At 72.9% G+C, this 24,994-nt stretch carries 22 protein-coding genes; 6 read left to right on the top strand and 16 right to left on the bottom strand.

What is annotated here, in order from left to right:
• Positions 1–425 precede the first annotated feature (425 nt).
• From pheT to infC, 7 genes are all read right to left on the bottom strand, one after another.
• Positions 426–2,951 carry a phenylalanine--tRNA ligase subunit beta gene (pheT, locus tag STRVI_RS13035; RefSeq protein ID WP_014056112.1) on the bottom strand — a complete coding sequence of 842 codons (2,526 nt, stop codon included), beginning with the start codon at positions 2,949–2,951 and terminating at the stop codon, positions 426–428.
• Positions 2,951–4,072, bottom strand: a complete 1,122-nt coding sequence (gene pheS, locus STRVI_RS13030) for a phenylalanine--tRNA ligase subunit alpha (RefSeq protein ID WP_014056111.1) — start codon at positions 4,070–4,072, stop codon at positions 2,951–2,953. The genes pheT and pheS overlap by 1 nt, the downstream gene beginning before the upstream one ends.
• 220 nt (positions 4,073–4,292) lie before the next feature.
• A complete protein-coding gene (locus STRVI_RS13025; protein ID WP_014056110.1) occupies positions 4,293–5,489 on the bottom strand; it encodes a sensor histidine kinase in 1,197 nt (398 codons plus the stop codon).
• A 44-nt stretch (positions 5,490–5,533) separates the two neighbouring features.
• Entirely contained in the window at positions 5,534–6,367 is an 834-nt protein-coding gene (locus STRVI_RS13020) for a TrmH family RNA methyltransferase (RefSeq protein WP_014056109.1), read from the bottom strand.
• 506 nt (positions 6,368–6,873) lie between these two features.
• Positions 6,874–7,257, bottom strand: a complete 384-nt coding sequence (rplT, locus tag STRVI_RS13015) for a 50S ribosomal protein L20 (protein ID WP_014056108.1) — start codon at positions 7,255–7,257, stop codon at positions 6,874–6,876.
• A 96-nt stretch (positions 7,258–7,353) separates the two neighbouring features.
• Positions 7,354–7,548: a 50S ribosomal protein L35 gene (gene rpmI, locus STRVI_RS13010; protein WP_014056107.1), complete on the bottom strand. Its 195-nt coding sequence runs from the start codon at positions 7,546–7,548 to the stop codon at positions 7,354–7,356.
• A 148-nt stretch (positions 7,549–7,696) separates the two neighbouring features.
• Complete coding sequence (infC, locus tag STRVI_RS13005; protein ID WP_014056106.1) at positions 7,697–8,314, bottom strand: translation initiation factor IF-3; 618 nt, start codon at positions 8,312–8,314, stop codon at positions 7,697–7,699.
• Positions 8,315–8,756: 442 nt separating this feature from the next.
• On the opposite strand from infC, the gene STRVI_RS13000 reads away from it, so the two are divergent.
• Complete coding sequence (locus STRVI_RS13000) at positions 8,757–9,122, top strand: DUF1844 domain-containing protein (RefSeq protein ID WP_014056105.1); 366 nt, start codon at positions 8,757–8,759, stop codon at positions 9,120–9,122.
• Between the two features lie 87 nt (positions 9,123–9,209).
• Here STRVI_RS13000 and STRVI_RS12995 read toward each other — a convergent pair whose 3' ends face one another.
• A complete protein-coding gene (locus STRVI_RS12995; protein WP_014056104.1) occupies positions 9,210–10,010 on the bottom strand; it encodes an aquaporin in 801 nt (266 codons plus the stop codon).
• A 106-nt stretch (positions 10,011–10,116) separates the two neighbouring features.
• Positions 10,117–10,899, bottom strand: coding sequence for an SseB family protein (locus STRVI_RS12990; RefSeq protein WP_014056103.1), 783 nt, complete (start codon positions 10,897–10,899; stop codon positions 10,117–10,119).
• A 244-nt stretch (positions 10,900–11,143) separates the two neighbouring features.
• On the opposite strand from STRVI_RS12990, the gene STRVI_RS56375 reads away from it, so the two are divergent.
• A complete protein-coding gene (locus STRVI_RS56375) occupies positions 11,144–11,506 on the top strand; it encodes a serine hydrolase (protein ID WP_050993659.1) in 363 nt (120 codons plus the stop codon).
• On the opposite strand, the gene mycP is transcribed toward STRVI_RS56375, so the two are convergent.
• Together mycP and STRVI_RS12975 are read right to left on the bottom strand one after the other, a co-directional pair.
• Positions 11,453–12,670 carry a type VII secretion-associated serine protease mycosin gene (mycP, locus tag STRVI_RS12980; protein ID WP_014056102.1) on the bottom strand — a complete coding sequence of 406 codons (1,218 nt, stop codon included), beginning with the start codon at positions 12,668–12,670 and terminating at the stop codon, positions 11,453–11,455. The two genes, STRVI_RS56375 and mycP, sit on opposite strands and share 54 nt — an antisense overlap.
• A complete protein-coding gene (locus tag STRVI_RS12975; protein ID WP_014056101.1) occupies positions 12,667–13,725 on the bottom strand; it encodes a hypothetical protein in 1,059 nt (352 codons plus the stop codon). The genes mycP and STRVI_RS12975 overlap by 4 nt, the downstream gene beginning before the upstream one ends.
• 212 nt (positions 13,726–13,937) lie before the next feature.
• Here STRVI_RS12975 and STRVI_RS12970 point away from each other — a divergent pair, with 212 nt between their 5' ends.
• On the top strand, positions 13,938–15,134 hold the full coding sequence (locus STRVI_RS12970) for an alanine racemase (RefSeq protein ID WP_014056100.1): 1,197 nt from the start codon (positions 13,938–13,940) through the stop codon (positions 15,132–15,134).
• Between the two features lie 312 nt (positions 15,135–15,446).
• On the opposite strand, the gene STRVI_RS12965 is transcribed toward STRVI_RS12970, so the two are convergent.
• Positions 15,447–16,397 carry an NADP-dependent oxidoreductase gene (locus tag STRVI_RS12965; RefSeq protein WP_014056099.1) on the bottom strand — a complete coding sequence of 317 codons (951 nt, stop codon included), beginning with the start codon at positions 16,395–16,397 and terminating at the stop codon, positions 15,447–15,449.
• A gap of 131 nt (positions 16,398–16,528) precedes the next feature.
• On the opposite strand from STRVI_RS12965, the gene STRVI_RS12960 reads away from it, so the two are divergent.
• The gene (locus STRVI_RS12960; protein ID WP_014056098.1) at positions 16,529–17,392 is read left to right on the top strand and encodes a helix-turn-helix transcriptional regulator; all 864 of its coding nucleotides are present in this window, start codon (positions 16,529–16,531) and stop codon (positions 17,390–17,392) included.
• 314 nt (positions 17,393–17,706) lie between these two features.
• Here the strand turns inward: STRVI_RS12960 and STRVI_RS12955 are convergent, their stop codons facing one another.
• From STRVI_RS12955 to STRVI_RS12940, 4 genes are all read right to left on the bottom strand, one after another.
• Complete coding sequence (locus tag STRVI_RS12955) at positions 17,707–18,675, bottom strand: DUF2510 domain-containing protein (RefSeq protein ID WP_014056097.1); 969 nt, start codon at positions 18,673–18,675, stop codon at positions 17,707–17,709.
• 68 nt (positions 18,676–18,743) lie between these two features.
• Complete coding sequence (locus STRVI_RS12950; protein WP_014056096.1) at positions 18,744–19,526, bottom strand: 3-oxoacyl-ACP reductase; 783 nt, start codon at positions 19,524–19,526, stop codon at positions 18,744–18,746.
• Between the two features lies 1 nt (position 19,527).
• A complete protein-coding gene (locus tag STRVI_RS12945; protein ID WP_050993937.1) occupies positions 19,528–20,853 on the bottom strand; it encodes an aldehyde dehydrogenase family protein in 1,326 nt (441 codons plus the stop codon).
• Between the two features lie 134 nt (positions 20,854–20,987).
• Positions 20,988–22,355, bottom strand: a complete 1,368-nt coding sequence (locus tag STRVI_RS12940; protein WP_014056094.1) for a glutamine synthetase family protein — start codon at positions 22,353–22,355, stop codon at positions 20,988–20,990.
• 123 nt (positions 22,356–22,478) lie between these two features.
• On the opposite strand from STRVI_RS12940, the gene STRVI_RS12935 reads away from it, so the two are divergent.
• Both STRVI_RS12935 and eat read left to right on the top strand, forming a co-directional pair.
• The gene (locus STRVI_RS12935; RefSeq protein WP_014056093.1) at positions 22,479–23,228 is read left to right on the top strand and encodes a FadR/GntR family transcriptional regulator; all 750 of its coding nucleotides are present in this window, start codon (positions 22,479–22,481) and stop codon (positions 23,226–23,228) included.
• Positions 23,229–23,436: 208 nt separating this feature from the next.
• Positions 23,437–24,933, top strand: a complete 1,497-nt coding sequence (gene eat / locus STRVI_RS12930) for an ethanolamine permease (RefSeq protein ID WP_014056092.1) — start codon at positions 23,437–23,439, stop codon at positions 24,931–24,933.
• Positions 24,934–24,994 lie beyond the last annotated feature (61 nt).

The following is a 24,994-nucleotide window of genomic DNA, read 5'->3' as shown; positions in this document are numbered from 1 at the left end:
CAAACACCACCACGCCGCGAACGCGGTGTCGGCGCCGTCCACCGCAAGGAGACGAACGACCCGCCCCCGAGGCCGCCCACAGCGCCCGCCGCCCCACGACCGTGGCCGCGACCCACACGAGGGGCGAGCGAGCGCGCACCGGGCAGCTCCCCCACCGGGCAGCTCCCCCACCGGGCAGCTCCCACACGCTCCGCGGTGCCGCGAACGCATTGGCCGATCACCGCGAAGGGGCGAACGAACGCGGTCCCGAGCCGCCAACGGCGCGTACACCGCCACCACGTGACAGCGACCCGGCGCGAGCGAGGGGCGGGCGACCCCGCGAGGCACGCCCCGGGCCCCCGGCCCAAACGCGGCAATGGGACGCGCCCCGTAGCGGGGTGCGCCCCATTGCCGTGTTCGCGGCGACCGGCGGGAGCCGGTTGGGGTCAGGCGCCGCGGAGGGTGGCGCCCGTGCGGTTGGCGGCTGCCGATACCGCGGCGTCGCGGGAGGCCGCGATCTCCTCGGCGGTCAGCGTGCGGTCCGGGGCGCGGAAGCGCAGCGCGTAGGCCAGCGACTTCCTGCCCTCGCCGAGCTGTTCACCGGTGAAGACGTCGAACAGGCGGAGGGATTCGAGCAGTTCGCCCGCGCCCTCGCGCAGCGCCGTCTCCACATCGGCCGCGGCGACCGAGGCGTCCACGATCAGCGCGACGTCCTGGGTGGCCACCGGGAAGGTGGAGACATGGGGGGCCTCCACGCGGCCGGTGCCGGCCTGCTCCAGGCGGTCGAGCTCGATCTCCATGGCGCAGGTGCGCTCGGCCAGGCCCAGGGCCTTGGTGACCCGCGGGTGGAGTTCACCGGCGTTGCCGACGAGGATCTCCTCGCCGTCGACGACGGCCAGCAGGGCGGCGCAGCGGCCCGGGTGCCAGGGGTCCTGCTGGTCCTGGCGGACGATCAGCTCGGCGCCCGCCTCACGGGCCACGATCCGGCCCGCCTCGACGGCGTCGGCCCAGCTCACCGGAGTGCCCTTGCCCCACCAGCCGGCCTGCTCACGGTCGCCCGCGAGGACGACGGCGACGCGGCGCGGCTGGTGCGGCAGCGCGGCGTCGAGCCCGGCGATCTCCTCGTCGGTGGGACGGCGGTCGACGGGGACGGTGGCCGCGGCCGGCTCGTGACCGGTGGCGCGGAAGACCAGGCCGGTCTCGAAGAGCGCGAGGTCGTGCTCGCCGCGCCCGGCGTTGCGGCGCAGCGCGCCGAGCAGCCCGGGCAGCAGCGTCGTACGGAGCGCGGGCTCGGCGTCCGACAGCGGGTTGACCAGCCGGACCAGATCGCGCCGCGGGTCGTCCGCGGCCAGCCCGAACTGGTCGAGGACCTCCTCGCCGATGAACGGGTAGTTCAGCGCCTCGACGTATCCGGCCCCGGCCAGCGCCCGGCCGACCCGGCGGTGCAGCCGCTGACGCTCGGTCAGCCCGCGCCCGGCGGGCGGCCGGGGCAGCGTCGAGGGGAGGTTCTCGTACCCCTCGAGCCGGATGACCTCCTCGGCGAGGTCGTTGGGGTCGGTGAGGTCGGGCCGCCAGCTCGGGACGGTGAGGGTGAGGTCGTCGGCGCCGTAGACATCGCAGCCGATCTGCTGCAGCCGGCGCACCACGGTCTCGCGGCCGTAGGACACGCCCGCGACCTTGTCCGGGTGGTCGGCGGGCAGCGTGATGGTGTGCGGGGCGCTGGGCGCGATGATCTCGGTGACGCCCACCTCGGCGGTGCCGCCCGCGAGCAGCACCAGCAGGTCGACGGTGCGCTGCGCCGCCGCCGAGGTGGCCTCGGGGTCGACGCCGCGCTCGAACCGGCGGGACGCCTCGGAGGACAGCTTGTGGCGGCGGGCGGTGCGGGCGACCGAGACGGGGGCGAAGTGGGCCGCCTCGATGACGACCTCGGTGGTGCCCGCCGCCTGGCCGGTCTCCGCGTCGGCGGTGGCGTCCGCGATCTCGGTGTTGGCGCCGCCCATGACACCGGCGAGGCCGATGGGCCCGCTCTCGTCGGTGATGACGAGGTCCTCGGCGTCCAGGACGCGCTGGCTGCCGTCAAGCGTGGTGAGCTTCTCGCCCGGCTCCGCGCGGCGCACGCCGATCGCCCCGTTGATCCGGGAGCGGTCGTAGGCGTGCAGCGGCTGGCCGATTTCGAGCATCACGTAGTTGGTGATGTCGACCGCGAGCGAGACCGGGCGCATCCCGGCCTTCTGCAGCCGGCGCTCGAGCCAGATCGGGGAGTGCGCCTCGGGGTCGAGCCCGGTGACGGTGCGGGCGGTGAAGCGGTCGCAGCCGATCGGGTCGGTGACCTGGACCGGGTAGCCGTGGCTGTTGGGCGCGGGCACGTCGATCAGGGCCGGGTCGCGCAGCGGCAGCTCGTAGGCGGTCGCGGTCTCGCGGGCGACACCGCGCATCGACAGGCAGTAGCCCCGGTCCGGGGTGACGGCGATGTCGAGGACCTCGTCGACCAGCTCCAGCAGCTCGATGGCGTCGGTGCCGACCTCGTACTCCGGCGGCAGGACGATGATGCCGTCGTGGTCGTCGGACATGCCCAGCTCGCTGGCGGAGCAGATCATGCCCTCGGAGGTCTTGCCGTACGTCTTGCGCGCGGAGATCGCGAAGCCGCCGGGCAGTTCGGCGCCGGGCAGGACGACCACGACCTTGTCGCCGACGGCGAAGTTCGAGGCGCCGCAGACGATGTTCTGCGGCTCACCGGTGCCGTTGGCCTGCCCGACGTCCACCTGGCAGTAGCGGATGGGCTTCTTGAACCCCTCCAGCTCCTCGATGGCCAGCACCTGCCCGACGACCAGGGGGCCCTTGAGGCCGGCGCCGAGCTGCTCGACCGTCTCGACCTCGAGCCCGGCCGAGACGAGTTTGGCCTGTACGTCACGGCCGGTCTCACCGGCGGGCAGGTCGACGTACTCCCGCAGCCAAGAAAGCGGGACCCGCATCAGATCTCCATCCCGAAGGGCCGGGTGAAGCGCACATCACCCTCGACCATGTCTCGCATGTCTTCCACGTTGTGCCGGAACATCAGCATCCGCTCGATGCCGAAGCCGAAGGCGAAGCCGCTGTACTTGTCCGGGTCGACGCCGCAGGCGATGAGCACCCGCGGGTTGACCATCCCGCAGCCGCCCAGCTCGATCCAGCCCTCGCTGGAGCAGGTGCGGCAGGGCCGGTCCGGGTTGCCCACGGACTCGCCCCGGCACACGTAGCAGAGCATGTCCATCTCGGCGGACGGCTCGGTGAACGGGAAGAAGTTCGGCCGCAGCCGGGTGGTCATGCCCTCCCCGAACAGCGCCCGCACCATGTGGTCGAGCGTGCCCTTGAGGTCGGCCATGGTCAGGCCCTCGTCGATGGCGAGCAGCTCCACCTGGCTGAAGACGGGGGTGTGGGTGGCGTCCAGCTCATCGGTGCGGAAGGTGCGGCCCGGGCAGATCACATAGATGGGCGGCTCGCGGTCGATCATCGACCGGATCTGCACCGGCGAGGTGTGGGTACGCAGCACCACACCGGACGATTCGCCGTCCTTCGCGCCGCGCACGAAGAAGGTGTCCTGCATCTCGCGGGCCGGGTGGTCGGGCGGGAAGTTGAGCGCGTCGAAGTTGAACCACTCGGCCTCCACCTCGGGGCCCTCGGCGACCTCGTAGCCCATGGCGACGAAGACGTCCTCGATGCGCTCGGAGAGCGTGGTGATCGGGTGGCGGGCGCCGGCCGGGGTCCGGTCGTACGGCAGGGTGACGTCCACCGCCTCCTCGACCAGCACCCGGGCGTCACGCTCCGCCTCGAGCTCCTCCTGCCGGGCCTTCAGCGCCTGGTTGACCTGGCCGCGGGCCTGGCCGACGCGCTTGCCCGCGTCCGCCTTGGCGTGCGGTGGCAGGGCGCCGATCTCGCGGTTGGCGAGCGCGAGCGGCGAGCGGTCGCCGGTGTGGGCGACCTTCACCTCGCGCAGCGCCTCGAGGTCCCCGGCGGCGGCGATGGCGGCGAGCGCCTCGTCCCGCCTGCGGGCGATCTCTTCCGGTTTCAGTGCCTCGACCTCGACAGGGTCGTACGACTTATTGGGTGCCGACATCTCTTCCCGTACTTCCGTTTGTCCCCCAGCTACCGCTGGGAGGTGCCCCCGGCTGCGCGACCCCGGCTCGACTGGCTGCGACCGCTGCGCCCCATACAAGGGACGCCAAAGGTGCCAAAGCCCGAGTCTAAGGGGCGCGGGAGGGGTGCTGTTCCGGGGGACGCCGCGCGGCGGCCGCCGCGCGGGGGTCCGCCCCGTGCCGAAGAAGCCCGCGGGTGGCTCAGGCCAGATAGGCCGGGGTGCCCACGGGCAGGATAAATCGGAACTCCGCGCCGCCGCCGCGGGCCCGTTCGACGGTGATCGTCCCGCCGTGCGCCTCGACGATGCCCTTGACGATGTAGAGCCCGAGGCCGGTGCCGCCGCGCTTGCTGCCCCGCCAGAAGCGAGTGAAGACGCGGCTCATCGACTCCTCCGGGATACCGGGGCCTTCGTCGCTCACGGTGACGGCGGTCCTTTCGACAGGGGGGCCCTCCACGACCGGCTTGGCCGGTGTCGCGGGCGCTATATCGATGGTGACCGTTCCCTCGCCGTGGCGCACCGCGTTTTCCAGCAGGTTGCCCAGCACCTGATCGATCTTGTCCGGATCGGCCCACAGCCTGGGCAGCGGCCCCCTGGCCCTGATCAGGAACCGCTCGGCGGTGTGCCCGGCCGCGGTGAGCGCCTGCACATGGCGGCGGACGGCGGCGGCGAGGTCGACCGGCTGGCGGCGCACCTCCAGCCGGCCGGAGTCGATCCGGGAGATGTCCAGCAGCTCGGCGATCAGCCGGGTGACCCGGTTGGCGTCGGCATCGACGGTCTCCAGCATCAGCCGCTTCTGGTCGTCGGTGAACCGCTCCCACTTGGCCAGCAGCGTGGCCGTGAACCCCTTCACGGACGTCAGCGGGGAGCGCAGCTCATGGGCGACGGTCGCGATCAGCTCGGCATGGCTGCGCTCGGTGCGGCGGCGGGCCTCGGTGCCGCGCAGACAGACCACCACCCGGCGCACCGGCCCGGTCGGCCGCTCGCGCACGTAGCGGGCCGAGACCAGCACCTCGCGCCCGCCCGGCAGCAGCAGATTCCGCTCGGGCTGACCGGCCCGGATGGCCAGCCCGCCATAGGGATCGGTCAGCGCCCACCAGCGCCGGCCGTCCAGGTCCTCTAACGGCAGGGCCACCTCGAGCCGACGGCCGATCGCGTCCGCGGGGTCGGTGGCGGTGATCCGGGCCGCCGCCGCGTTGAAGCACGTGACCAGGCCGGTCTCATCGGCCACCACCAGGCCGTCGGGCAGATCGTCGGGGTGCGGCGCGAATCCGTCCGGCGCACCGCCGGGCAGGCCGGGGCCCGGCCCGGTGGACGAGAGGTCGCGCCCGCCGCCGGGCGGCCCTGCTCCGGGCGCATGGGCGTCGGCCGCCCTGGCGCCGGAGGTCCTGACGTCCATCCCCACACCCCCTCTCGGGTCCCCTCCCAGAGGGGGCAACCCTACTAGGTCGATGTGACGGAGCGGCACCCTGCGGGAGCGCGCTGCGCACGAGCGGAGGCATAGAGGCACACGGCGGCGGCCGTGGCGAGATTGAGGCTCTCGGCCCTGCCGTGAATCGGAACGCGCACCACCTCGTCCGCGAGTGCGCGGGTAGCCTCCGGCAGGCCCCATGCCTCATTGCCGAAGATCCACGCGGTGGGGGCGCCCAGCAGCCTGTCGTCCAGCTCGGAGTCCAGGTCCCGCTCCCCCGCCCCGTCCGCGGCCAGCACCCGCGCCCCGGCCTCCCGCAGCCCGCTCACCGCGCGCTCGACGGGCACCCCGACGGCGACGGGGAGATGGAAGAGGGAACCGACGGAGGCGCGTACGGCCTTGGGGTTGTAGGGGTCCACGGAGGCGTCCGTCAGCACGACGGCGTCCGCCCCGGCGGCATCGGCGCATCGCAGCACGGTCCCGGCGTTGCCGGGGTCGCGGACGTTGGCGAGGACGGCGACGAGCCTCGGGCGGGCGCGCAGGATCTCCTCGAACGGCGAGTCGAGGAAGCGGCACAGCCCGACGACGCCCTGAGGGGTGACGGTGTCGGACATCTCCGCGATGACCTCGTCGGACGCGGTGAGCACGGGAAGGTTCGCGGCCCGGGCGGCGGCGAGGATGTCCGCGTGACGCTCGGCGGCCTCGGGGGTGGCGTACACCTCCACGAGATAAGCGATGGCCTCCCGTACGGCCTGCGGCCCCTCGACGATGAACCGCCGCTCCTTCCCGCGGAAGCTGCGCTTGGCAAGCCGCCGGGCGGCGGTGACGCGCGGCGATTTGAGCGAGGTCAGCTCGGGAGCGGCCATGAGTTCTCGATTCCTGGTCGTGAGCGACGATCGTGCGGCGGGGCGGATTTCCCCGACCCCGCCCCTTCCCGAAACCGGGGACAGGCCCCCGGGCCCCCGGGGGAACGGCGGCAGCAGGGACCGCTTGTCCGCACCGGGCGGCGGGGCGACGCCGGGCGCTCCGCGGACCGGGTCCGGCCCGTCCGCGCGGCGGCCACGCGCCGAGCCGGTCCGGGCATGCCAGGCTGGGCAATCGTTCCGCCAGGGGGCACCTCCCAGCGGTAGCTGGGGAAGGACGGGTGGGCACAACCCGGCCACCGGGCCGCACCCGGCAACGAAAACGCCAAGAGCCAACGCCCGTGCCGGCCCCAGGCCGTCCGCGAGGCGGAACGCGGTGGGCACAACCCGGCCACCGGGCCGCACCCGGCGGCGAAACCCCAGGGGGCACAGCGCGAGGGCACCCACATGCGCGGACCCGCAGGTACGCGTTCACCTGCGGGTCCGTGGCGTACAGCTCAGCGCAGCGCTTACGCGGCCTTCGGCGCGTTGATGTCGCTCGGCAGCGCCTTCTGCGCCGCCTCGACCAGCGCGGCGAACGCACCGGCGTCGTTCACGGCGAGGTCGGCCAGGATCTTGCGGTCCACCTCGATGTTGGCGGCCTTCAGACCCTGGATGAAGCGGTTGTACGTCATGCCGTTGGCGCGGGCAGCGGCGTTGATGCGCTGGATCCACAGCTGCCGGAAGTCGCCCTTGCGCTTCTTGCGGTCGTTGTAGTTGTAGACCAGAGAGTGGGTGACCTGCTCCTTGGCCTTGCGGTACAGGCGGGAGCGCTGGCCCCGGTAGCCGCTGGCCTGCTCGAGGATCGCCCGGCGCTTCTTGTGGGCGTTGACTGCCCGCTTGACGCGTGCCACTTGTTAACTCCTTGTACGGGGCCGCGGGTGACTCACGCGGCCCGGAAACGAATAGGTCCCGGTCTGGCGCTCGCCCCGCCGAAGCGGGGCGGGGCGTCACTTGCCGAGAAGCTTCTTGATCTTCTTGGCGTCGGCGGGGGCCAGCTCGACCTTTCCGGCCAGGCGGCGCGTCAGCGTGGACGGCTTGTGCTCGAGAAGGTGGCGGCGACCGGCGCGCTGGCGCACCACCTTGCCGGAGCCGGTGAGCTTGAAGCGCTTGCTGGCACCGCTGTGCGTCTTGTTCTTCGGCATGTCGCCGTACTCTCCTCGTCAGGGCACTGTCCGGGCGGCCGCGGCGCGGGACTGGCCACGATCCGGACGTCCGGAAGCGTCATGTGTTTCGGTTGGACTCCGGAGCCGTGCGGCTCCGGGTGGGCGGTCGAGGCTCTCGCCTCGCCCATCACGCCTCGGCGGGCTCCTCGGCGGGCTCCTCGACGGAACTGACGCCCTGGCGCTCCGCCTTGCGGGCGGCCTGCGCCTCGCGGGCTTCGGCCATCGCCTCGGTCTTCTTCTTGTGCGGACCGAGAACCATGATCATGTTGCGCCCGTCCTGCTTGGGGCTGGACTCGACGAAGCCCAACTCCTGGACGTCCTCAGCCAGCCGCTGCAACAGCCGGTAGCCAAGCTCGGGCCGGGACTGCTCACGGCCACGGAACATGATCGTGATCTTGACCTTGTCACCCTGCTTAAGGAACCGGACGACGTGACCCTTTTTGGTGTCGTAGTCGTGCGGGTCGATCTTCGGCCGGAGCTTCATCTCCTTGATGACCGTGTGCGCCTGGTTCTTGCGCGCCTCACGGGCCTTCATAGCCGACTCGTATTTGAACTTTCCGTAGTCCATGAGCTTGCAGACCGGCGGACGGGCGGTCGCCGCCACCTCGACCAGGTCGAGGTCGTACTCCTGCGCAAGCTCCAGGGCCTTGGCAAGCGGCACAATGCCGACCTGCTCGCCACTGGGACCGACGAGTCGCACCTCGGGGACGCGAATCCGGTCGTTGATGCGGGGCTCGGCGCTGATGGATCCTCCTCGGTTGCACCACGCGACCGCCTGGCGGACTGCCGCGTAAGTCTGTTTCGGTTGAGACCACCGCGCCGTGACGCAAAAAACGCCCCGGACGGTACACAGGCGGGGCTCCTCATTGACCGGGAGCACCGCCGCGATATCACCGCGGGGCGCAGCCTGACCGATGACCTGCCGGCCCGGGGGGTCGGAAGGTGGGAGCTGGGGAGCCTCCACTTGTGGGCCGGACACGCACGTGACCGGCCGGTCGTTTATCTACGATACCAGGCTGGCCCGGGATGCTCACCTGGTGCGCCCTCGGCGTCCGCCCCGCCCCTGTTCCCCGGCGTTCCCCCGCGTGCCCCGGCGTTCCTGTGAACTCATCCGCCCCGTGCGTACGGCGCCGGGCGGCCGCCTAGGCTGGGGCCCACCATCCCTCAGGAAGTGAGCCCCGACCACCATGAGCGACGCCAACGCCGGGCAGCCGCCGGCCCCCGACTTCGACCGGATGACCCGGGACATCGCGGATGTGCCCGCGGTCGAGGTGATCACTACGGTGGCGGTGCACCTGATGAGCGCCGCCGCGGTCAACCTGGGCCTGGCCGAGGAGGGCCCCCAGCACAAGGACCTGGACGAGGCGCGGAAGCTGATCAACGCCCTGGCGGGGCTGGTCACGGCCAGCGCCACGGAGATCAGCTCCTTCCACGCCGCTCCGCTGCGGGACGGCCTGAAGTCCCTGCAGCTCGCCTTCCGCGAGGCGTCGGTGGTGCCGGACGAGCCGGGGCAGGGGCCCGGCGAAAAGTTCACCGGTCCGGTCTTCGGCTGACCGCCGGGAGGCGGTACGGGCCCCTCGGGAACCCGTACGCCCTCGGGGCCCGTGCCTCTCCTCCGGGCTCGGGCCCCCGCGCGCGGCTCAGGCCGCCTCCGGTCCCTTGGTCTCCTGGCCGCCCGCCTCGGGGCGGTGGCCGCCGCGCAGCCGCCCCCACGGTCCGGTCGCCGGGGGCGGATGGGCCTCCTCCTGGTCGGCCTGCCCCGCCGGTTGGAGATGGGTGAACCGGTGCACCACGGCGGCGAGCACCCCGCCGACCAGCGGTGCCACGATGAACAGCCAGAGCTGGCCGAGCGCATCGCCGCCCGCGAAGATCGCGGGGCCGAAGCTGCGCGCCGGATTGACCGAGGCCCAGGTCAGCGGGATGCCGATCAGATTGACCGCGGCGAGGGCGAGACCTACCGGGATCGGTTCGCCGCCGACCAGCGCCACCGAGTGGGTCACCGCCAGGAAGACGAAGACCAGCAGGAAGGTCAGCAGCACCTCGGCGAGGAAGGCCCCGCCCGCGCCCATGCCCACCGGTGAGCGGCCGCCGTAGCCGTTGCTGCCGAAGGCGTCGGCCGTCTGGAGCCTGGGCACCTGGTTGGCGAGCAGGAAGAGCACCGCCGCGCCCACGATCGCGCCGACGAACTGCGCGACCCAGTACTGGACGGCCGTACGGATGTCGATGCGCTTGGCCAGCAGCACGCCGAGGGTCACCGCCGGGTTGATGTGGCAGCCCGAGATGCGTCCGAACGCGTAGGCGATCGCGATCAGCGTGAAGCCAAAGGCGAGCGAGATCCCGAGGGCGTTGATGTAGTCGCCCGCCAGGACCAGCGAACCGACTCCGAAGAGGACCAGCATCGCGGTCCCGATGAACTCCGCTACGACCGTTCTCGTCTCCATGGCGCTCTCCTCACGCAGATTCCGACCGCCAGTCGCCTAAGCATTGTGGGGGGAATCGGGACGATTCGCCTGTCGGTCCGAATGAGGAGGGTCTGGCTCTGGCCGCTCAGCGGCTGAAGAGCGGTTCGCCGGGGACCTTCGCGTCCGGCGGCAGCAGCGCCAGGGTCAACCCGCGCACCAGCCGTGCCCGCAGCACCTCGTCGGCGGCCAGAGCGCCCGCCACCCGGTGCGCCGTCTCCCGCGCGGGCGCCTCCGGCGCGAGGGCGAGCGCGAGCATCCCGTCGGCGTCCGCCGCCGGTGCCAGATGGGCCCGGAGCACCTCCGGCTCGGCGGCCAGCACTGCGCGCACGGCCTCGGTCACAGCCGGGTCGGCGAGCGGATCGGTGCTGGTCCGCCCCTCGGCGAGGGCCAGCAGCGCGGGGCCGGTGAGCTGGTACGGCACCGGGCCCGCGAGGTCCAGGACCAGCGTGTCCGCCTTCTCATGGGCGGCGGCCTCCAGCGCCTGGCGCAGCGGTACGGCCACGGGCCGGGCGTCCGGGCGCCAGCGGGCCAGCGACTCGAGCGAGGTGAAGGCGGGCAGGGCACGCCGGCCGCCGGGGGCCTCGAGCGTGGGCACCGCCATGTCGCTGCTCTTCTCTCGGCGCAGCCCGCCCGCCCGTCGCCCGCCACCACCCTCGACGGACGCTTCGCGCGGCTTGGATTCCACCTCCTCCACCTCGCCGAGAATCGCCATCACGGGGACGAGGAGGCGGGCGTCGGTGAGCGCGGCGAGCACCTCGGGCTCGGCCGAGCGGTCATCGGCCCAGGCGGCGAGCGCCGCGGTCAGCCGGGGGTCGGCGGAGCCGTCGTCGCCGGAGAAGCCAGGGTCGGGAATGTTCTTGAGCGCCACGCCATGAGGGTATCGAGGGCGAGGAGGGCCCGACGCGGCGGGCGGCGAGGGGCGGAGCGGGAGGCGGCGTGGAGCGGATGGCGGACGACGTGACGGGGCCGGGGCTGAGCGCGGCACTCGCCGACGCGCTCGGCCCCGTGGCCCAGGGCTTGGGCGCGCGCTCCTCCGTCGCCGTCCTGGACACCCGGTCGGGGACGAGCGGGTCCACGGCGACGGCTCGTATGCCACGGCGAGCATCGTCAAGGTGGGCATCCTCGCGGCGCGGCTGCTCAGGGCGGAGGACGAGGGGCGGCCGCTGACCGCCCAGGAGCGTTCGCATGCGGCCGTGATGATCGAGCAGAGCGACAACGGCGCGGCGACCGCGCTGTGGCAGACGATCGGCGGCGCGGCCGGGCTCGACGCGGCGCACCAGCGGCTCGGCCTGACCGCGACCCGCGCCGGGAGCGGCGGGAACTGGGGCGTGACCATGACCACCGCCGTGTCTCAGCACGCACGGATCCCCACGACCAGCGCGCGCCGGGCCCGGGCCGACGGCGCGGCGGGCGACGTGGCCTCAGCGCGGGCGGATTCCCGTGAGCAGCGTGCGGAGTCTCGGGGGCATCCGTAGGGGGCCCGAGCCTCGCCATAGGGCGACTGCGGCGACCACCACGGCCGCACCGGCGATTCCGGCGAGCAGCGCCATCTCGTTGGGGCCGGAGTCGCCGTGCGCGCCCAGGGCGTGGCCGGGACCGTTGCCGAAGTAGCGCTGGGGGGCGGAGGCCACGGCGGGGCGCTGGGCCTCCGGCTTCATCTTGCCGCCGGCGGCGATCGCCGCCGCCGGGTCCACCAGGCCCGCGCCGAGGGCGTCGCTGCGGCCGCCCTCCGGGACGTCCTGGGCGGTCCGGGTGAGGAGGTCCCGGATCTGGCGCGGGCTCAGCTCGGGGTGGGCGGCGCGGACGAGGGCGACGGAGCCGGAGACGAAGGCGGCGGCCGCGCTGGTCCCCCAGCCCTCGTAGTAGCGCTTGTCGGGGTCGGCGATGACCACGTCGACTCCGGGTGCGCAGACGGTGGCGTACCAGCGTCGGGTGGAGAAGGCGGCGCGGGAGCCGTAGCGGTCCACGGCGGTCACGGCGATCACCCCGGGGTAGGCGGCCGGATAGGAGACCCGGTCGCCCTTCTCGCCGCCGTTGCCCGCGGAGGCGACCACGGCCACGCCCTTGCCCAGCGCGTACTGCACGGCGGCGTCCTCGGCGGCCTCGGGGTGGGCGGAGGCGCTGTCGTCGCCGAGCGAGAGGTTGATGACGTCGGCGCCGTGGTCGGCGGCCCAGCGGATACCGGCGGCGAGCGCGCCGCCACGGGACGAACGGGCCTTCTTACGGGCGGCGTCGGAGTCTTCGAGGATCACCCGCACCGGCAGGATCCGCACCTTCGGCGCGACGCCGAGGACGCCCTCGCCGCCGGCCGCGCCGTGGCCGTGACCGGCGATGATCCCGGCCATGGCGGTGCCGTGGCGGGCCCAGGCGCGTTCGCCGCGCCGGGCGCCGAAGCCGATGAGGTCCTTACCGGGCAGCACTTGGCCTTCGAGGTCGGGGTGGCCGTCGTCGACGCCGGTGTCGAGGACGGCGACGGTGACCCCGGAGCCCTTGGTGGTCTGCCATGCCTGGTGGACGTGGAGGGTGTCCAGCGCCCACTCCTGGGCCTGTATGCCGTCGGCGTTCGCGGGCGTGGCGAGCACCAGGGTCAGCCCCGCGGCGGTGAGAGCCACGGCCAGGCGTCGCCCGATGCCGGTCATGACGTGGTCTCCGTGATGGTGGACAGGGCCCGGCGGAATATGGGCTCGATCGCGTCGGCGATGCCTCGGGCGTCGTTGCCGAGGCCCGACTGGGCGGGGGCCGAGGTGGCGCCCCGCTGGGTCGCCTCGCCCGCCGACTGCGGGTCGGTGACCTTACGGCCGTCGGCGAACCCGCTGACGCTGTAGACGACGACGGGGGCGTCGGTGAGGATCCGGATCCGCCAGCTTGCGCGCTGGTCGTCGCCGAAGCCGGCCGCCGCGGTGCCCTTGGCGGCGTACGCGCGGGGCATCAGATCGGTGCGCTCGTCCAGCTTCTCGGTCACGAAGCGCTGGTGCAGCGTCCGCATCCCGGTGGGGCCGGAGGTGGTGATCAGCAACCCGACGGTGGTGACGCTGGTGCTGGTGGCGTCGGTGTACGTGGCGCGCACCAGCCGCTTGCAGCCCACCGGGGCCAGCGCCTTGGCGAGCAGTGGATCGAATCCGCCGCCGCAACTGCTGTCCGGGGCGACGGCTATTCGACTCCAGACGCGATCGGCGCCGCCGGGGCCCTCGCCCTTGCCGCGCAGGGTGCGCGGGAAGAGGTCGTCCACGGGGACGCTGTGCCAGGCGGAGCGGGCGTGGGCGTAGGTGTCGGCGGTGGACGGCGGGGCGTCGGGGTCGTCGCCCAGCCAGCTCCCGGCCGCCGCGCCGCCGAGCAGCCCGAGGCCGAGGACGAGGCTCGCGGCGGCGGCCGCCGTACGGCTGGGCGGACGGCGCCGGCCGCCCCGCCCGCCGTCGGCGAAGAGCCCGCCGTCCGCGAAGAGCGCGCCGGTGCGCGGGGGTGCGGAGGGGCGTGGGGGCACCCGGGTGCCGGACGCTCCAGCGGTGCCCCTGGGGAACGGGACCTTCGCCCGTACGCCGAGGATGGGGGTGTCCGGGTCCGGGGTGAACCCGGGCGGGGCGGTGGGGCGCGGCGGGGGCGCGGAAGGCTGCGCGGGCGCCGTGCGCGGGGGATGTGCGGGGCGTGGTGGGGGCGTGCTGTGGGGTGAGTGCGCCTGTTCCGCGTCGGTGCTCACCTGCACCACCTCGCAGCCGTCGACACCTGTTTCACCTGGCTCCGTCCGGTTCGCCGCACCACCCACCGCCTTTCGGGCAGGCGGGCCCGTATACGGACAACACGCCGCTGACCTGCCGGTCGTGGCGTGCGCGACACTCTACGGGGAGCCGGGGGCCCTGCGCACCGGCCGCCCTCTACCCAGTGGTAATGGCGATCTGGCAAGCTGCGTCCATGTCCGCTGCCGCCGCTGACCGGGCCCGGTACGACCGGGCCACCGCCCATCTCGAAGCGCCCGTGGCGATTGTCGACCTGGGAGCCTTCGACGACAACGCCCGGGATCTGGTCACCCGGGCGGGAGGCAAACCGATCCGCGTCGCCAGCAAATCGGTGCGCTGCCGGGCGCTGTTGGAGCGGGTGCTGGCACAAGACGGCTTCGCGGGGATCATGAGCTTCACGCTGCCGGAGTCGCTGTGGCTGGCGCGCGAGGGGTTCGACGACGTCCTGCTCGCCTATCCCTCCACCGACCGGGACGGCTTCGCCACCCTGACCAGCGACCCCAAGCCGGCCGAGGCCGTGACGGTCATGGTGGACGACCTCTCCCAGCTCGATCTGATCGACAGCGTTCGCGCCGGGACCGAAGAGGTCCGGGTCTGCCTGGAGTTGGACACCTCGCTGCGGATGCTCGGCGGGCGGGTGCGAGTCGGGGCGCTGCGCTCACCGCTGCGCGAACCGGAGCAACTGGCCGAGCTGGCACGGGCGATCGACCGCCGCCCCGGCTTCCGGCTGGTCGGGCTGATGGCGTACGAGGGGCATGTGGCGGGCGTGGGCGACGCGGTGCCGGGCAGTCCGCTGCGCTCGCGCGCCGTACGGCTGATGCAGTCCGTGGCACGCCGGGAGCTCGCGGCGCGCCGGGCCGCGGTGGTGCGGGCGGTGCGGGCGGTGGCGGACCTGGAGTTCGTCAACGGCGGCGGTACGGGCAGTGTGCAGCACACCGCCGCGGAGGACGCGGTCACCGAGATCGCCGCCGGATCCGGCCTCTACCAGCCGCGCCTCTTCGACAACTACACCTCCTTCCACGGCCGCCCCGCGGCCCTGTTCGCCCAGCCGGTGGTGCGCCGGCCCGGGGTGGGCGTGGTGACGGTGCTCGGCGGCGGCTATCCGGCGTCGGGCGCGCCGGGCCGGGACCGGCTGCCGGTGCCGTATCTGCCGGAGGGGCTGGTGTACGACTCGATGGAGGGGCCGGGCGAGGTGCAGACCCCGCTGCTGGGCACGGCCGCCGACGATCTGCTGATCGGCGACAAGGTGTGGTTCCGGCATGCCAAGGCCGGTGAGCTGTGCGAGCGGTTCGACACGCTGCGGCTGATCGAGGGGGACCGGGTGGTGGCCGACGCGCCGACGTACCGGGGCGAGGGCAGAACGTTCCTCTGAGGCGCGCCGTCGCATCGCCCCGCCGACGCCGTACGGCGGCTCTTCGCCCTGTACGGCGGCCTCTGGATTCCGACGTCGGCGACCTCGCTCTGCGGGCAGCCGTGTGGGAGCCGGTCGGTGGCCACACCGATGCGCGAGCCGGCGATGAACGCGGCGGGCACGTCGGGTGGGATGCCGGTCGAGGAGGCGGCGTCCGGCGGGGAGCTGCCCTCGCAGGCGGGAGGTCCGGTCGCGGGCCCCGGGCAACCAACCGTCAGCTTTACGAGCCACCGAATCGACCGTCGAACCGGATGCTCCACGAGAACGACGGAGCTACGCGGACACCGCGATCACGTGTTTGCCCACGACTCCGCCACGCTCGAATGCCTTGTGCGCCGCGGCGATGTCCGCGAGCGGGTACACGCTGTCGACCACCGGGCGCAGCGCTCCCGAAGTGACATGGCCGGCCAGATCGCGCAGTACGGCGCTGTCGGGATTGGCGCTGAAGGTGCGGATTCGGCGGGAGCCGTACATGCTCGACGCGGCGATCGCGGCCAGGGCACCGGCCGACAGGCCGACGGTGACCATCCGGCCGCCCTTGGCCAACCGGCTTCGGTAGCAGTGCAGTTCCGAGCCGACGGTGTCGACGATGACGTCGAACGGTCCGATCTGGTCCGAGGTGGTGGAGCCGTAGTCGAGGACTTGGTCGGCACCGAGGCCGGTGAGCAGTTGGGCGTGGCGGTCGCGAGCCAGCGCGGTGACGTGGCCGCCCAGCGCGTGAGCCAGTTGTACGGCGGCTGTGCCGACACCGCCGGCCGCGCCGCGCACGAGGACCCGTTCCCCGCCCTCGAGGTGCACGCTGTCGCGCAGTGCGATCAGCGCCGTGGCGCCCGCAACGACCAGGGAGGCCGCGTCGACCGGCGAGATGCCCGCCGGGGCGGGCGCGATCCGGTCGGCGGGGACCACGACGTACTCGGCCGCCCCGGCGGTGGTGTGCCGTTGCCGGGGATGCACCATGCCCCACACCCGGTCCCCGGCCCGGTGGTTCTCGACGTCGGCGCCGGTCTCGACGACGACGCCCGCGAAGTCCAGCCCCGCGCCGATCGGGAAGCGGCGCCCGGACACCATCTTCAGCTCCCCGGCGCGGACGATCACGTCGTGTCCGTTCACGCTGGATGCCTCGACCGACACCAGGACCTCGCCGACACCGGGAGCGGGGCGGTCCACATCGTTGATCCGCAGGACGTCCGGTGCGCCGTAACTCGTGATCTGAGCGGCCTTCATGTCGCTGTTCCTTCCGTGGTCATCGGGTGTGGAACCGATACTGGTCCCCGCTCGCGACATCACGGTCGTTCGCCTTTTCCTGGGACTGGCAGACCCACCCTTCCCAAAGGCGCCCCAGGCATACTGGCGCCGTGACCGACGACCTTCTCGCGCTGACCGAAGATCCCCGACGCGAACTCGCCGCATTCCTGCGCACCCGCAGGACCCGGCTGCGGCCGGAGGACGTCGGCCTCGAACCCGGCCCGAGGCGGCGCGTCGCCGGGCTGCGGCGTGAGGAACTGGCCCTGCTGGCGGGGGTGAGCGCGGACTATTACCAGCGCATGGAGCAGGGACGCGACGTGCGGCCCTCCGAACAGGTCCTGGACGCCCTCGCGCGCGCCCTGAACTTCTCCACCGAGGAGCGCCGGCACCTGCACAGCCTCGCCGCCGCCGCACGCACACCGGCCCGCACCCCGCGCCGGACCGAGCCGGAGGAAGTTCCGGCCACCACGCAGCGGTTGCTGCGCACGATGGCCTCGCCCGCGCTGGTCGTGGGCCGCTACCTGGACGTACTGGCCTGGAGCCCGCTGGCCGGTGTGCTGCTGGGAGAGTTCACCCGGCTCCCGGTGACGGAGCGGAATCTGCTGTCGCTCCTGCTGCACCCGGAGGCCGACCAGACCTGCCCGGAGCGGGCCGCCACCGTCACCGAGCTGACCGCGATGCTGCGCGCCCAGGTCGCCGCCGATCCGGGGCACCCGCGCGCCGCGCAGCTGGTCGGCGCACTCGCGGTCCGCAGCGACGAGTTCGCGACGCTGTGGGCCCGCCACGACGTGGGGGAGACGACGCGCGGCCGGATGCGCGTCAACCACCCCCTGGCCGGGGAGCTGAACCTGGACTGGGACGCCTACCCGCTGCCGGGCACTCCCGGCCCGATGCTGATCGTCTACACCGCCGTCGAGGGCGGCCCCGACGCCGAACGGCTCCAACTGCTCGCCAGCCTGCTCAACGCCCGCTGACCCAGCGCGGATTCCCCCCGGCGGGCTCTCCCAGATGGCGCGAATCCGGTCTGCCGCCGGCAACAGCACGGCACGCACCCGCGGGCGTCGCGTCGTCGGCGCGTTTCGCCGATCTCAACGACCAGGCCAAGCCGTGTCACGGCCCAGTCGACGAGCATGCCCGCGTAGCCGCCGTCGGCCCACACCGGCGTGACTTTCCGGTGCCCTCGGCACACGTGCCCCAGCAGTGGCACGGCCGCGTGCCGGTCCTGTCTTACAGTCCCCCGCCCGGCCTGCGACCGGACAACCCCGCCAACAAGATTTTCAGCGGTCTTCTAGATGGACCGGCCGTCGCCCGTCAGTGCCTCGATGCCCTTGACGATCTTGTCCATATCGCTGAGCGGCGGCGCCTTGTCGCTCTCGTCGAACCCGAAGCGCACCACGACCATCGTGTCCGGCACGGTGGGCGACGGGAAGGCCAGCGACTGGACGACGCCGTCGTCGCCCTTCTTCGTCACCACCTTCCAGCGGACCAGATAGCCCTTCCCGCCCGCGACCTCGACCGCCGACTCCTTCAGCTCCTTGTGGGAGGTGATCCCGCCGTACGCCTTACGGTTGTTGTCCTCGTCGGTGCCGTAGGACTCCTCGGCGTTCTGCGCGATGTCCTCCTTGGCTATGCCCTTGGCGGAGGTGGCCTTGTAGCCCTCGGCGGTCCGGGAGAAGGCGCCGCCGCGCACACATTCGGTGGACGGGTCGCCCGGGCAGGGGTAGCGGGAGGTGGTGACGCCCGCGCCGCCGGAGCTGCTGCGCCCCGCCTGCCAGCCGGTGAGCACCGGCAGACTGATGCCGTTGCCGGGGTCCGGGGCGGTGTCCGGGTCGTAGCTGGGCGGTGCGCTGGGGGCGTCGGTGGGCCCGCCCGAGGGGCTGTCCGGGCTGGGGAGGTCGGGGGCCGGGTCGCCGCCGTCCGGCGGTGCGGAGTCGCTGGGGGCGGCGGGCCCGGTCTGGGCGTTGCCACCACCGCCGTCGCCGCCGTCGCCCAGCAGCACGATGCCACCGACGATCGCGGCGACCACGACGCCCGCGGCGACCGAGACCGCCGCGATCCTCGGGCCGCGGCCCCGGCCGTGGCCGCCCTGCCGCCCTGGCAGGTAGGGCGGCAGGGGCGGCGGGCCGAAGGCCGGGTCCGCGGCGCCCGAGGCATCGCGGGTGTACTCGGTCCAGGCGGAACCGTCCCACCACCGTTCCATGGCGGGGCCGTTACCTGCGTAGCCGGGATCGGGGTACCAGCCGGGGGGCGTGTTCATGGTCACACGGTCAGCCTATGGCCAGGGGTGCGGTCCGTACACCGCGGATGGCGGGACTGCGCACAGGACTACAACGGAGTGACGTACGCCCCGGCGATCCCGCCGTCCACGAGGAACTCGGCGGCGTTGACGAAGGAGGCGTCGTCGCTGGCCAGGAAGGCCACGGCGGAGGCGATCTCCTCCGGTTCGGCGAACCGGCCCACCGGCACATGGACCAGCCGGCGCTGGGCCCGCTCCGGGTCCTTGGCGAACAGCTCCTTGAGCAGCGGGGTGTTGACCGGCCCCGGGCACAGCGCGTTGACCCGGATGCCCTCGCGGGCGAACTGCACGCCCAGTTCGCGGGACATGGCCAGCACCCCGCCCTTGGAAGCGGTGTAGCTGATCTGCGAGGTGGCGGCGCCCATCACGGCCACGAACGAGGCGGTGTTGATGATGGAGCCCCTGCCCTGCTGCCGCATATAGGGCAGTGCGGCCTTGCAGCACAGATAGACGGAGGTGAGGTTGACCTCCTGGACGCGCTTCCAGGCGTCGAGTCCGGTGGTGAGGATCGAGTCGTCGTCGGGCGGCGAGATTCCGGCGTTGTTGAAGGCGATGTCCACCGAACCGTAGGTGTCGAAGGCGGTCTTGAAGAGCGCCTCGACCTCCTCGGGATCGGTCACGTCCACCCGGACGAAGAGCCCGCCGACCTCCTCGGCCGCGGCCTTGCCCGCGCTCTCGTCGATATCGGCGCAGACCACCTGCGCGCCCTCGGAGGCCAGGCGGCGCGCGGTGGCCAGGCCGATGCCGCTGCCCGCTCCGGTGACGACGGCGGTACGGCCCACCAGACGGCGGCACACGGGGGTCTCGGTCACGTCACTGCTCCTCGGTGCTGATGAAGACGTTCTTGGTCTCGGTGAAGGCGGTAAGGGCGTCGGGGCCCAGCTCCCGGCCCAGGCCGGACTGCTTGTAGCCGCCGAAGGGGGTGGCGTACCGCACGCTGCTGTGCGAGTTGACGGACAGGTTCCCGGCGGCGACGGCGCGCGAGACCCGGACCGCGCGGCCCACGTCGCGGGTCCAGATCGAGCCGGACAGGCCGTAGTCGGTGGCGTTGGCCAGCCGTACGGCGTCGGCCTCGTCCTCGAAGGGCAGGACGACGGCGACGGGGCCGAAGATCTCCTCCACGGCGGCGCGGTCCCCGGGCCCGGTGGCCTCCAGCACGGTGGCCGGGTACCAGAACCCCTTGCCCTTCGGGGCCTCGCCACGGATCGCGGCGGGCGCGTCCTCGGGTACGTAGGACCGTACGCGCTCGCGCTGGGCGGCCGAGATCAGCGGGCCCATGGCGGTGGCGGGGTCGGCCGGATCGCCGACCACGAAGGAGGTCACGGCGGGCGCCAGCAGTTCCATGAACCGGTCGTAGACGCCGCGCTGGACCAGGATGCGGCTGCGGGCGCAGCAGTCCTGGCCGGTGTTGTCCAGGAAGGAGCCGGGGGCGGAGGCCGCGGCGCGCTCGATGTCGGCGTCGGCGAAGACGATGTTCGGGCTCTTGCCGCCGAGTTCGAGGGTCACCGGCTTCACGCCCGCCGCGCATGTGGCCATGATCCCCTTGCCGACGGCCGTGGAGCCGGTGAAGACGACCTTGGCGACGCCCGGGTGCTCGACCAGCGCGGCGCCCGCGACCGGCCCGGCCCCGGGCAGCACCTGGAAGAGCCCCTCCGGAAGGCCCGCCTCCAGGGCGAGTTCGGCCAGCCGGAGCGCGGTGAGCGGGGTGGTCTCGGCGGGTTTGAGGACCACGGCGTTCCCGGCGGCCAGGGCGGGCGCGGTGCCCCAGGCGGCGATCGGCATGGGGAAGTTCCACGGTGCGATGACCGCGACCACGCCGAGCGGCTCATGGAAGGTGACGTTCAGCCCGCCGGCCACCGGGATCTGGGCGCCGTTCAGCCGCTCCGCTCCCCCGGCCGCGTAGTCCAGCAGATCGCGTACATTGCCCGCCTCCCAGCGGGCGTTGCCGATCGGGTGGCCCGCCTCGCGGACCTCCAGCGCCGCGAGCTCCTCGATGTGGTCGTCCACGACGGCGGCGAAGCGGCGCAGCAGCCGGGCGCGGTCGGCGGGTGCCAGCGCGGCCCAGCCGCGCTGCGCCCCGGTGGCGCGGGCGACGGCCGCGGCCACGTCTTCCGGGGTGGCGGCGGGGACGGTGGCGATGACCTCCTCGGTGGCCGGATTGAGGACCTGGTGCTCGTGGGGGTGCTGGTGCTCGTGGCGGTGCTGGTGCTCGTGGCGGTGCTGGTGCTCGTGGCGGTGCTGGTCGGAGGGTTCGTTGCTCACTCGGTGGTTCCTCACATGCGCTCGAAGGACCGGAAGCGCTCCCAGTCCGTGACGGCGGTGTCGTAGGCGTCCTGCTCCACGCGCGCCATGTTGAGGTAGTGCTCGACCACCTCGTCGCCGAAGGCGGCCCGCGCTATGGGGCTGTTCCGCCACAGCTCGGCGGCGTCGCGCAGCGAGGTCGGGACGTGCTCGGCGTCGCCGGTGTAGGCGTTGCCGGTACAGACCTCGGGGAGCTCCAGCTCCTGCTCGACGCCGTACAGCCCGGCGGCCACCATTCCGGCCACGGCCAGGTACGGGTTGACATCGCCGCCGGGGAGCCGGTTCTCCAGCCGGTGGGAGGGGCCGTGGCCGATGACGCGCAGCGCGCAGGTGCGGTTGTCCGGGCCCCAGGCGACGGCGGTGGGCGCGAAGGAGCCGGGGCGGAACCGCTTGTAGGAGTTGATGTTCGGGGCGTAGAGCAGCGTGAAGTCGCGCATCGCCGCGATCTGTCCGGCGAGGAAGTGGCGCATGGTCTTCGACATGCCGTACGGGCCGTCGTCGTCGGCGAGCACGGGGTGCCCGGCCTCGTCGCGCAGCGAGAGGTGGATATGGCAGGAGTTGCCCTCGCGCTCGTCGTACTTGGCCATGAAGGTGAGCGCCATGCCCTCCTGGGCCGCGATCTCCTTGGCGCCGGTCTTGTAGACGGCGTGCTGGTCGCAGGTGGTCAGGGCGTCGTCGTAGCGGAAGGCGATCTCGTGCTGGCCGAGGTTGCACTCCCCCTTGGCCGACTCGACGGTCATCCCGGCGGCGCCCATCTCGTTGCGGATGCGGCGCAGCAGGGGCTCGACCCGGCCGGTGCCGAGGACGGAGTAGTCGACGTTGTACTGATTGGCGGGGGTCATCCCGCGGTAGCCGGTGTTCCACGCCTGCTCGTAGCTGTCCCGGAAGACCATGAACTCCAGCTCGGTGCCGGTGTACGCGGTCCAGCCGCGCTCGGCGAGCCGGTCGAGCTGACGGCGCAGGATCTGGCGCGGGGAGGCGACCACGGGGCTGCCGTCGTGCCAGGCGAGGTCGGCGGTGAGGAGGGCGGTGCCGGGGTTCCAGGGGGTGCGGCGGAGGGTGGCGGTGTCGCCGTGCATGGCGAAGTCGCCGTAGCCGCGCTCCCATGAGGACATGGCGTAGCCGTCGACGGTGTTCATCTCGGTGTCGACGGCGAGGAGGTAGTTGCAGCCCTCGGTGCCGTGGGCCAGGACGTCGTCGAGGAAGAAGCGGGCGGCGAACCGCTTGCCCTGCAGCCTTCCCTGCATATCGGTGAAGGCCAGGACGACGGTGTCGATCTCCCCGGCGGCGACCAGTGTGGTCAGCTCGTCGACCGAGAGCGGGGGCGTGCGGTCTGCCACGGTGGGGCCTCCTGCGTCGGAGAATTTGGCGGGACGGAGGGTGCGGAGAGGGTTTGAGGGGCGTGGGGTGGCCTTAAGGTAATACCGCAGACCATTGATTGGGAAGTAGGTGCGGACGGTTCGATGAGCGAGAGCGGGAGTGAGCACGGGAGCGCGGCGGACGACCGGCTGGCGCCGGTGCTGCGCCCGGTGCGGGCGGGGAACGGCTTCGAGGAGGCGCTGGAGCAGATACTCCAGGTGCTGCGGCTGGGCCTGGTCCCCGACGGCGGCCGGCTCCCGGCCGAGCGGGAGCTGGCCGACCGGCTGCGGATCAGCCGGGTGACCCTGCGCGAGGTGCTGAAGGTGCTGCAGGACCAGGGGCTGGTGGAGAGCCGCCGCGGCCGCTACGGCGGCACGTTCGTCCGGGCCAGGCCCGAGCCCGCCCAGGGCGGCGAGGACGAGCTGCGGCGCCGGGTGGCGGCGGTCGACGTCGAGGACACCCTTCGGTTCCGCGAGGTCCTGGAGGTGGGCGCGGCGGGGCTGTGCGCCGCGCACGGGCTCGGGGACGGGCAGGTACGGCGGCTGCGGGCGGCCCTGGACGCCACGCGGGACGCCCCGCTGGCCGACTACCGCCGCCTGGACACCATGCTCCATCTCACGCTCGCGGAGCTGGCGGGCTCACCGTCGCTGGCCGCCCAGTACGCGGCCGTCCGCGCGACCGTCAACGACCTGCTGGACTGCATCCCGCTGCTGGTGAAGAACCTCGAGCACTCCCAGGCCCAGCACGGGGCCCTGGTCGAGGCGGTGCTGGACGGGGACGCGGACGGTGCGCGCGAGGTGATGCGGGAGCACTGCGAGGGCACGGCGGCGCTGCTGCGCGGCTTCCTGGTCTGACCCGCCCGCGCCTGGCCTGCCGGTGTCCGGCCCCGTCCGCCCCTGACCCGTCCGCCCGCCCCTGGCCCGTCCGCCGGGCGCGTGGGCTGATGAGCACCGGCGCTTAACCACGGTTTTACGCAGAGGTCTTGCGCATCGCTGACCGGCAGACAAAGGTATGGCCCCACACCTTTGCCATCGCCCCCTCGCGTGGAGCAGGAGTCCCCCCATGGCCGACGGAACCGAGTCCGCCCGCACCGAATCCGCCCGCGCTTCCGTCGGCGGCGCCCCGCCGGGCGGCGCCCAGGCGCCGTCCCCCGAGGACGCGTATCTGGAGCGCCGCACCCTGCGGCGCGGCAGCGCGGGCCCGCTGCTGCTGACCGGCCTCGGCGTCGCCTATGTCGTCTCCGGCGACTTCTCGGGGTGGAACTTCGGCCTGTCGGAGGGCGGCTTCGGCGGGCTCGCCATCGCCGCCCTGCTGATGGGCCTGATGTACGCCTGCATGGTGTTCGCCCTGGCCGAGCTGGCCGCGATCCTCCCCACGGCGGGCGGCGGCTACGGCTTCGCGCGGCGCGCCCTCGGCCCCTGGGGCGGCTTTCTCACCGGTACGGCGATCCTCATCGAGTACGTCCTGGCCCCCGCCGCCATCTCCATCTTCATCGGCGACTACGTCGAGTCCCTCGGGCTCTTCGGCCTGGAGTCGGGCTGGCCGGTCTATCTGGCCTGTTTCATCCTCTTCATCGGCATCCATCTGTGGGGCGTGGGCGAGGCCCTGCGGTTCAGCCTGGTCGTGACGGCCATCGCCGTGGCCGCGCTGCTGGTCTTCGCCGTCGGCGCCCTCACCGACTTCGACGCGGGCTCGCTCAACGACATCCCGGTGGACCATTCGGCCGCCGGTGCCACTTCCTGGCTGCCGTTCGGGCTGCTCGGCATCTGGTCGGCGTTCCCCTTCGGCATGTGGTTCTTCCTCGGGGTGGAGGGGGTGCCGCTGGCGGCGGAGGAGACCCGGGACCCGGCCCGTACGCTGCCGAAGGCCATGGCCTGGTCCATGGGCATCCTGCTGGTCCTCGCCCTGCTCACCTTCCTCGCGGCCACGGGGGCGCGCGGCTCCGGCGCCGTGCAGGAGGCGGGCAACCCGCTGGTCGAGGCGCTGCAGCCGGACGGCAAGGCCACCGTGCTGTCCCGCATCGTCAACTACGCGGGCCTCGCCGGGCTCGTCGCCTCCTTCTTCTCCCTGATCTTCGCGGGTTCGCGCCAGTTGTTCGCCCTCTCCCGGGCCGGCTATCTGCCCCGCTTCCTCTCCCTGACCAGCAGGCGCAAGGCCCCGTTCCTGGGTCTGCTGGTCCCTGGCGCCATCGGCTTCGCCCTCGCGGCCTGGACCGGCGACGGCGCCCGGATGCTCAACACCGCGGTCTTCGGCGCCACCATCTCGTACGCCCTGATGTCGCTCTCCCATATCGTCCTGCGCCGCCGCGAGCCGGGCCTGGACCGCCCTTACCGCACCCCGGGCGGCACGGTAACGTCGTCCATCGCCCTCGTCCTGGCCTGCTCCGCCCTGGTGGCCACCTTCCTGGTGGACAAGGACGCGGCCTTCATCGCGCTCGGCGTCTACGCGGTGGCGCTGGCCTACTTCGCCTTCTACAGCCGCCATCGCCTGGTCGCGGCCGCGCCGGAGGAGGAGTTCGCGGCGCTGGCGGAGGCCGAGGCGGAACTGTCCCGCGATTGAGCGCACAGTGAGCACACTTTGAGTGTGAGTGCACTTTGAGTGCCCTTTGAGTGCACAGATC

The sequence above is a fragment of the Streptomyces violaceusniger Tu 4113 genome, assembly GCF_000147815.2.
GTDB lineage: Bacteria > Actinomycetota > Actinomycetes > Streptomycetales > Streptomycetaceae > Streptomyces > Streptomyces violaceusniger_A.
This window is presented reverse-complemented; position numbering and strand designations above follow the sequence as displayed.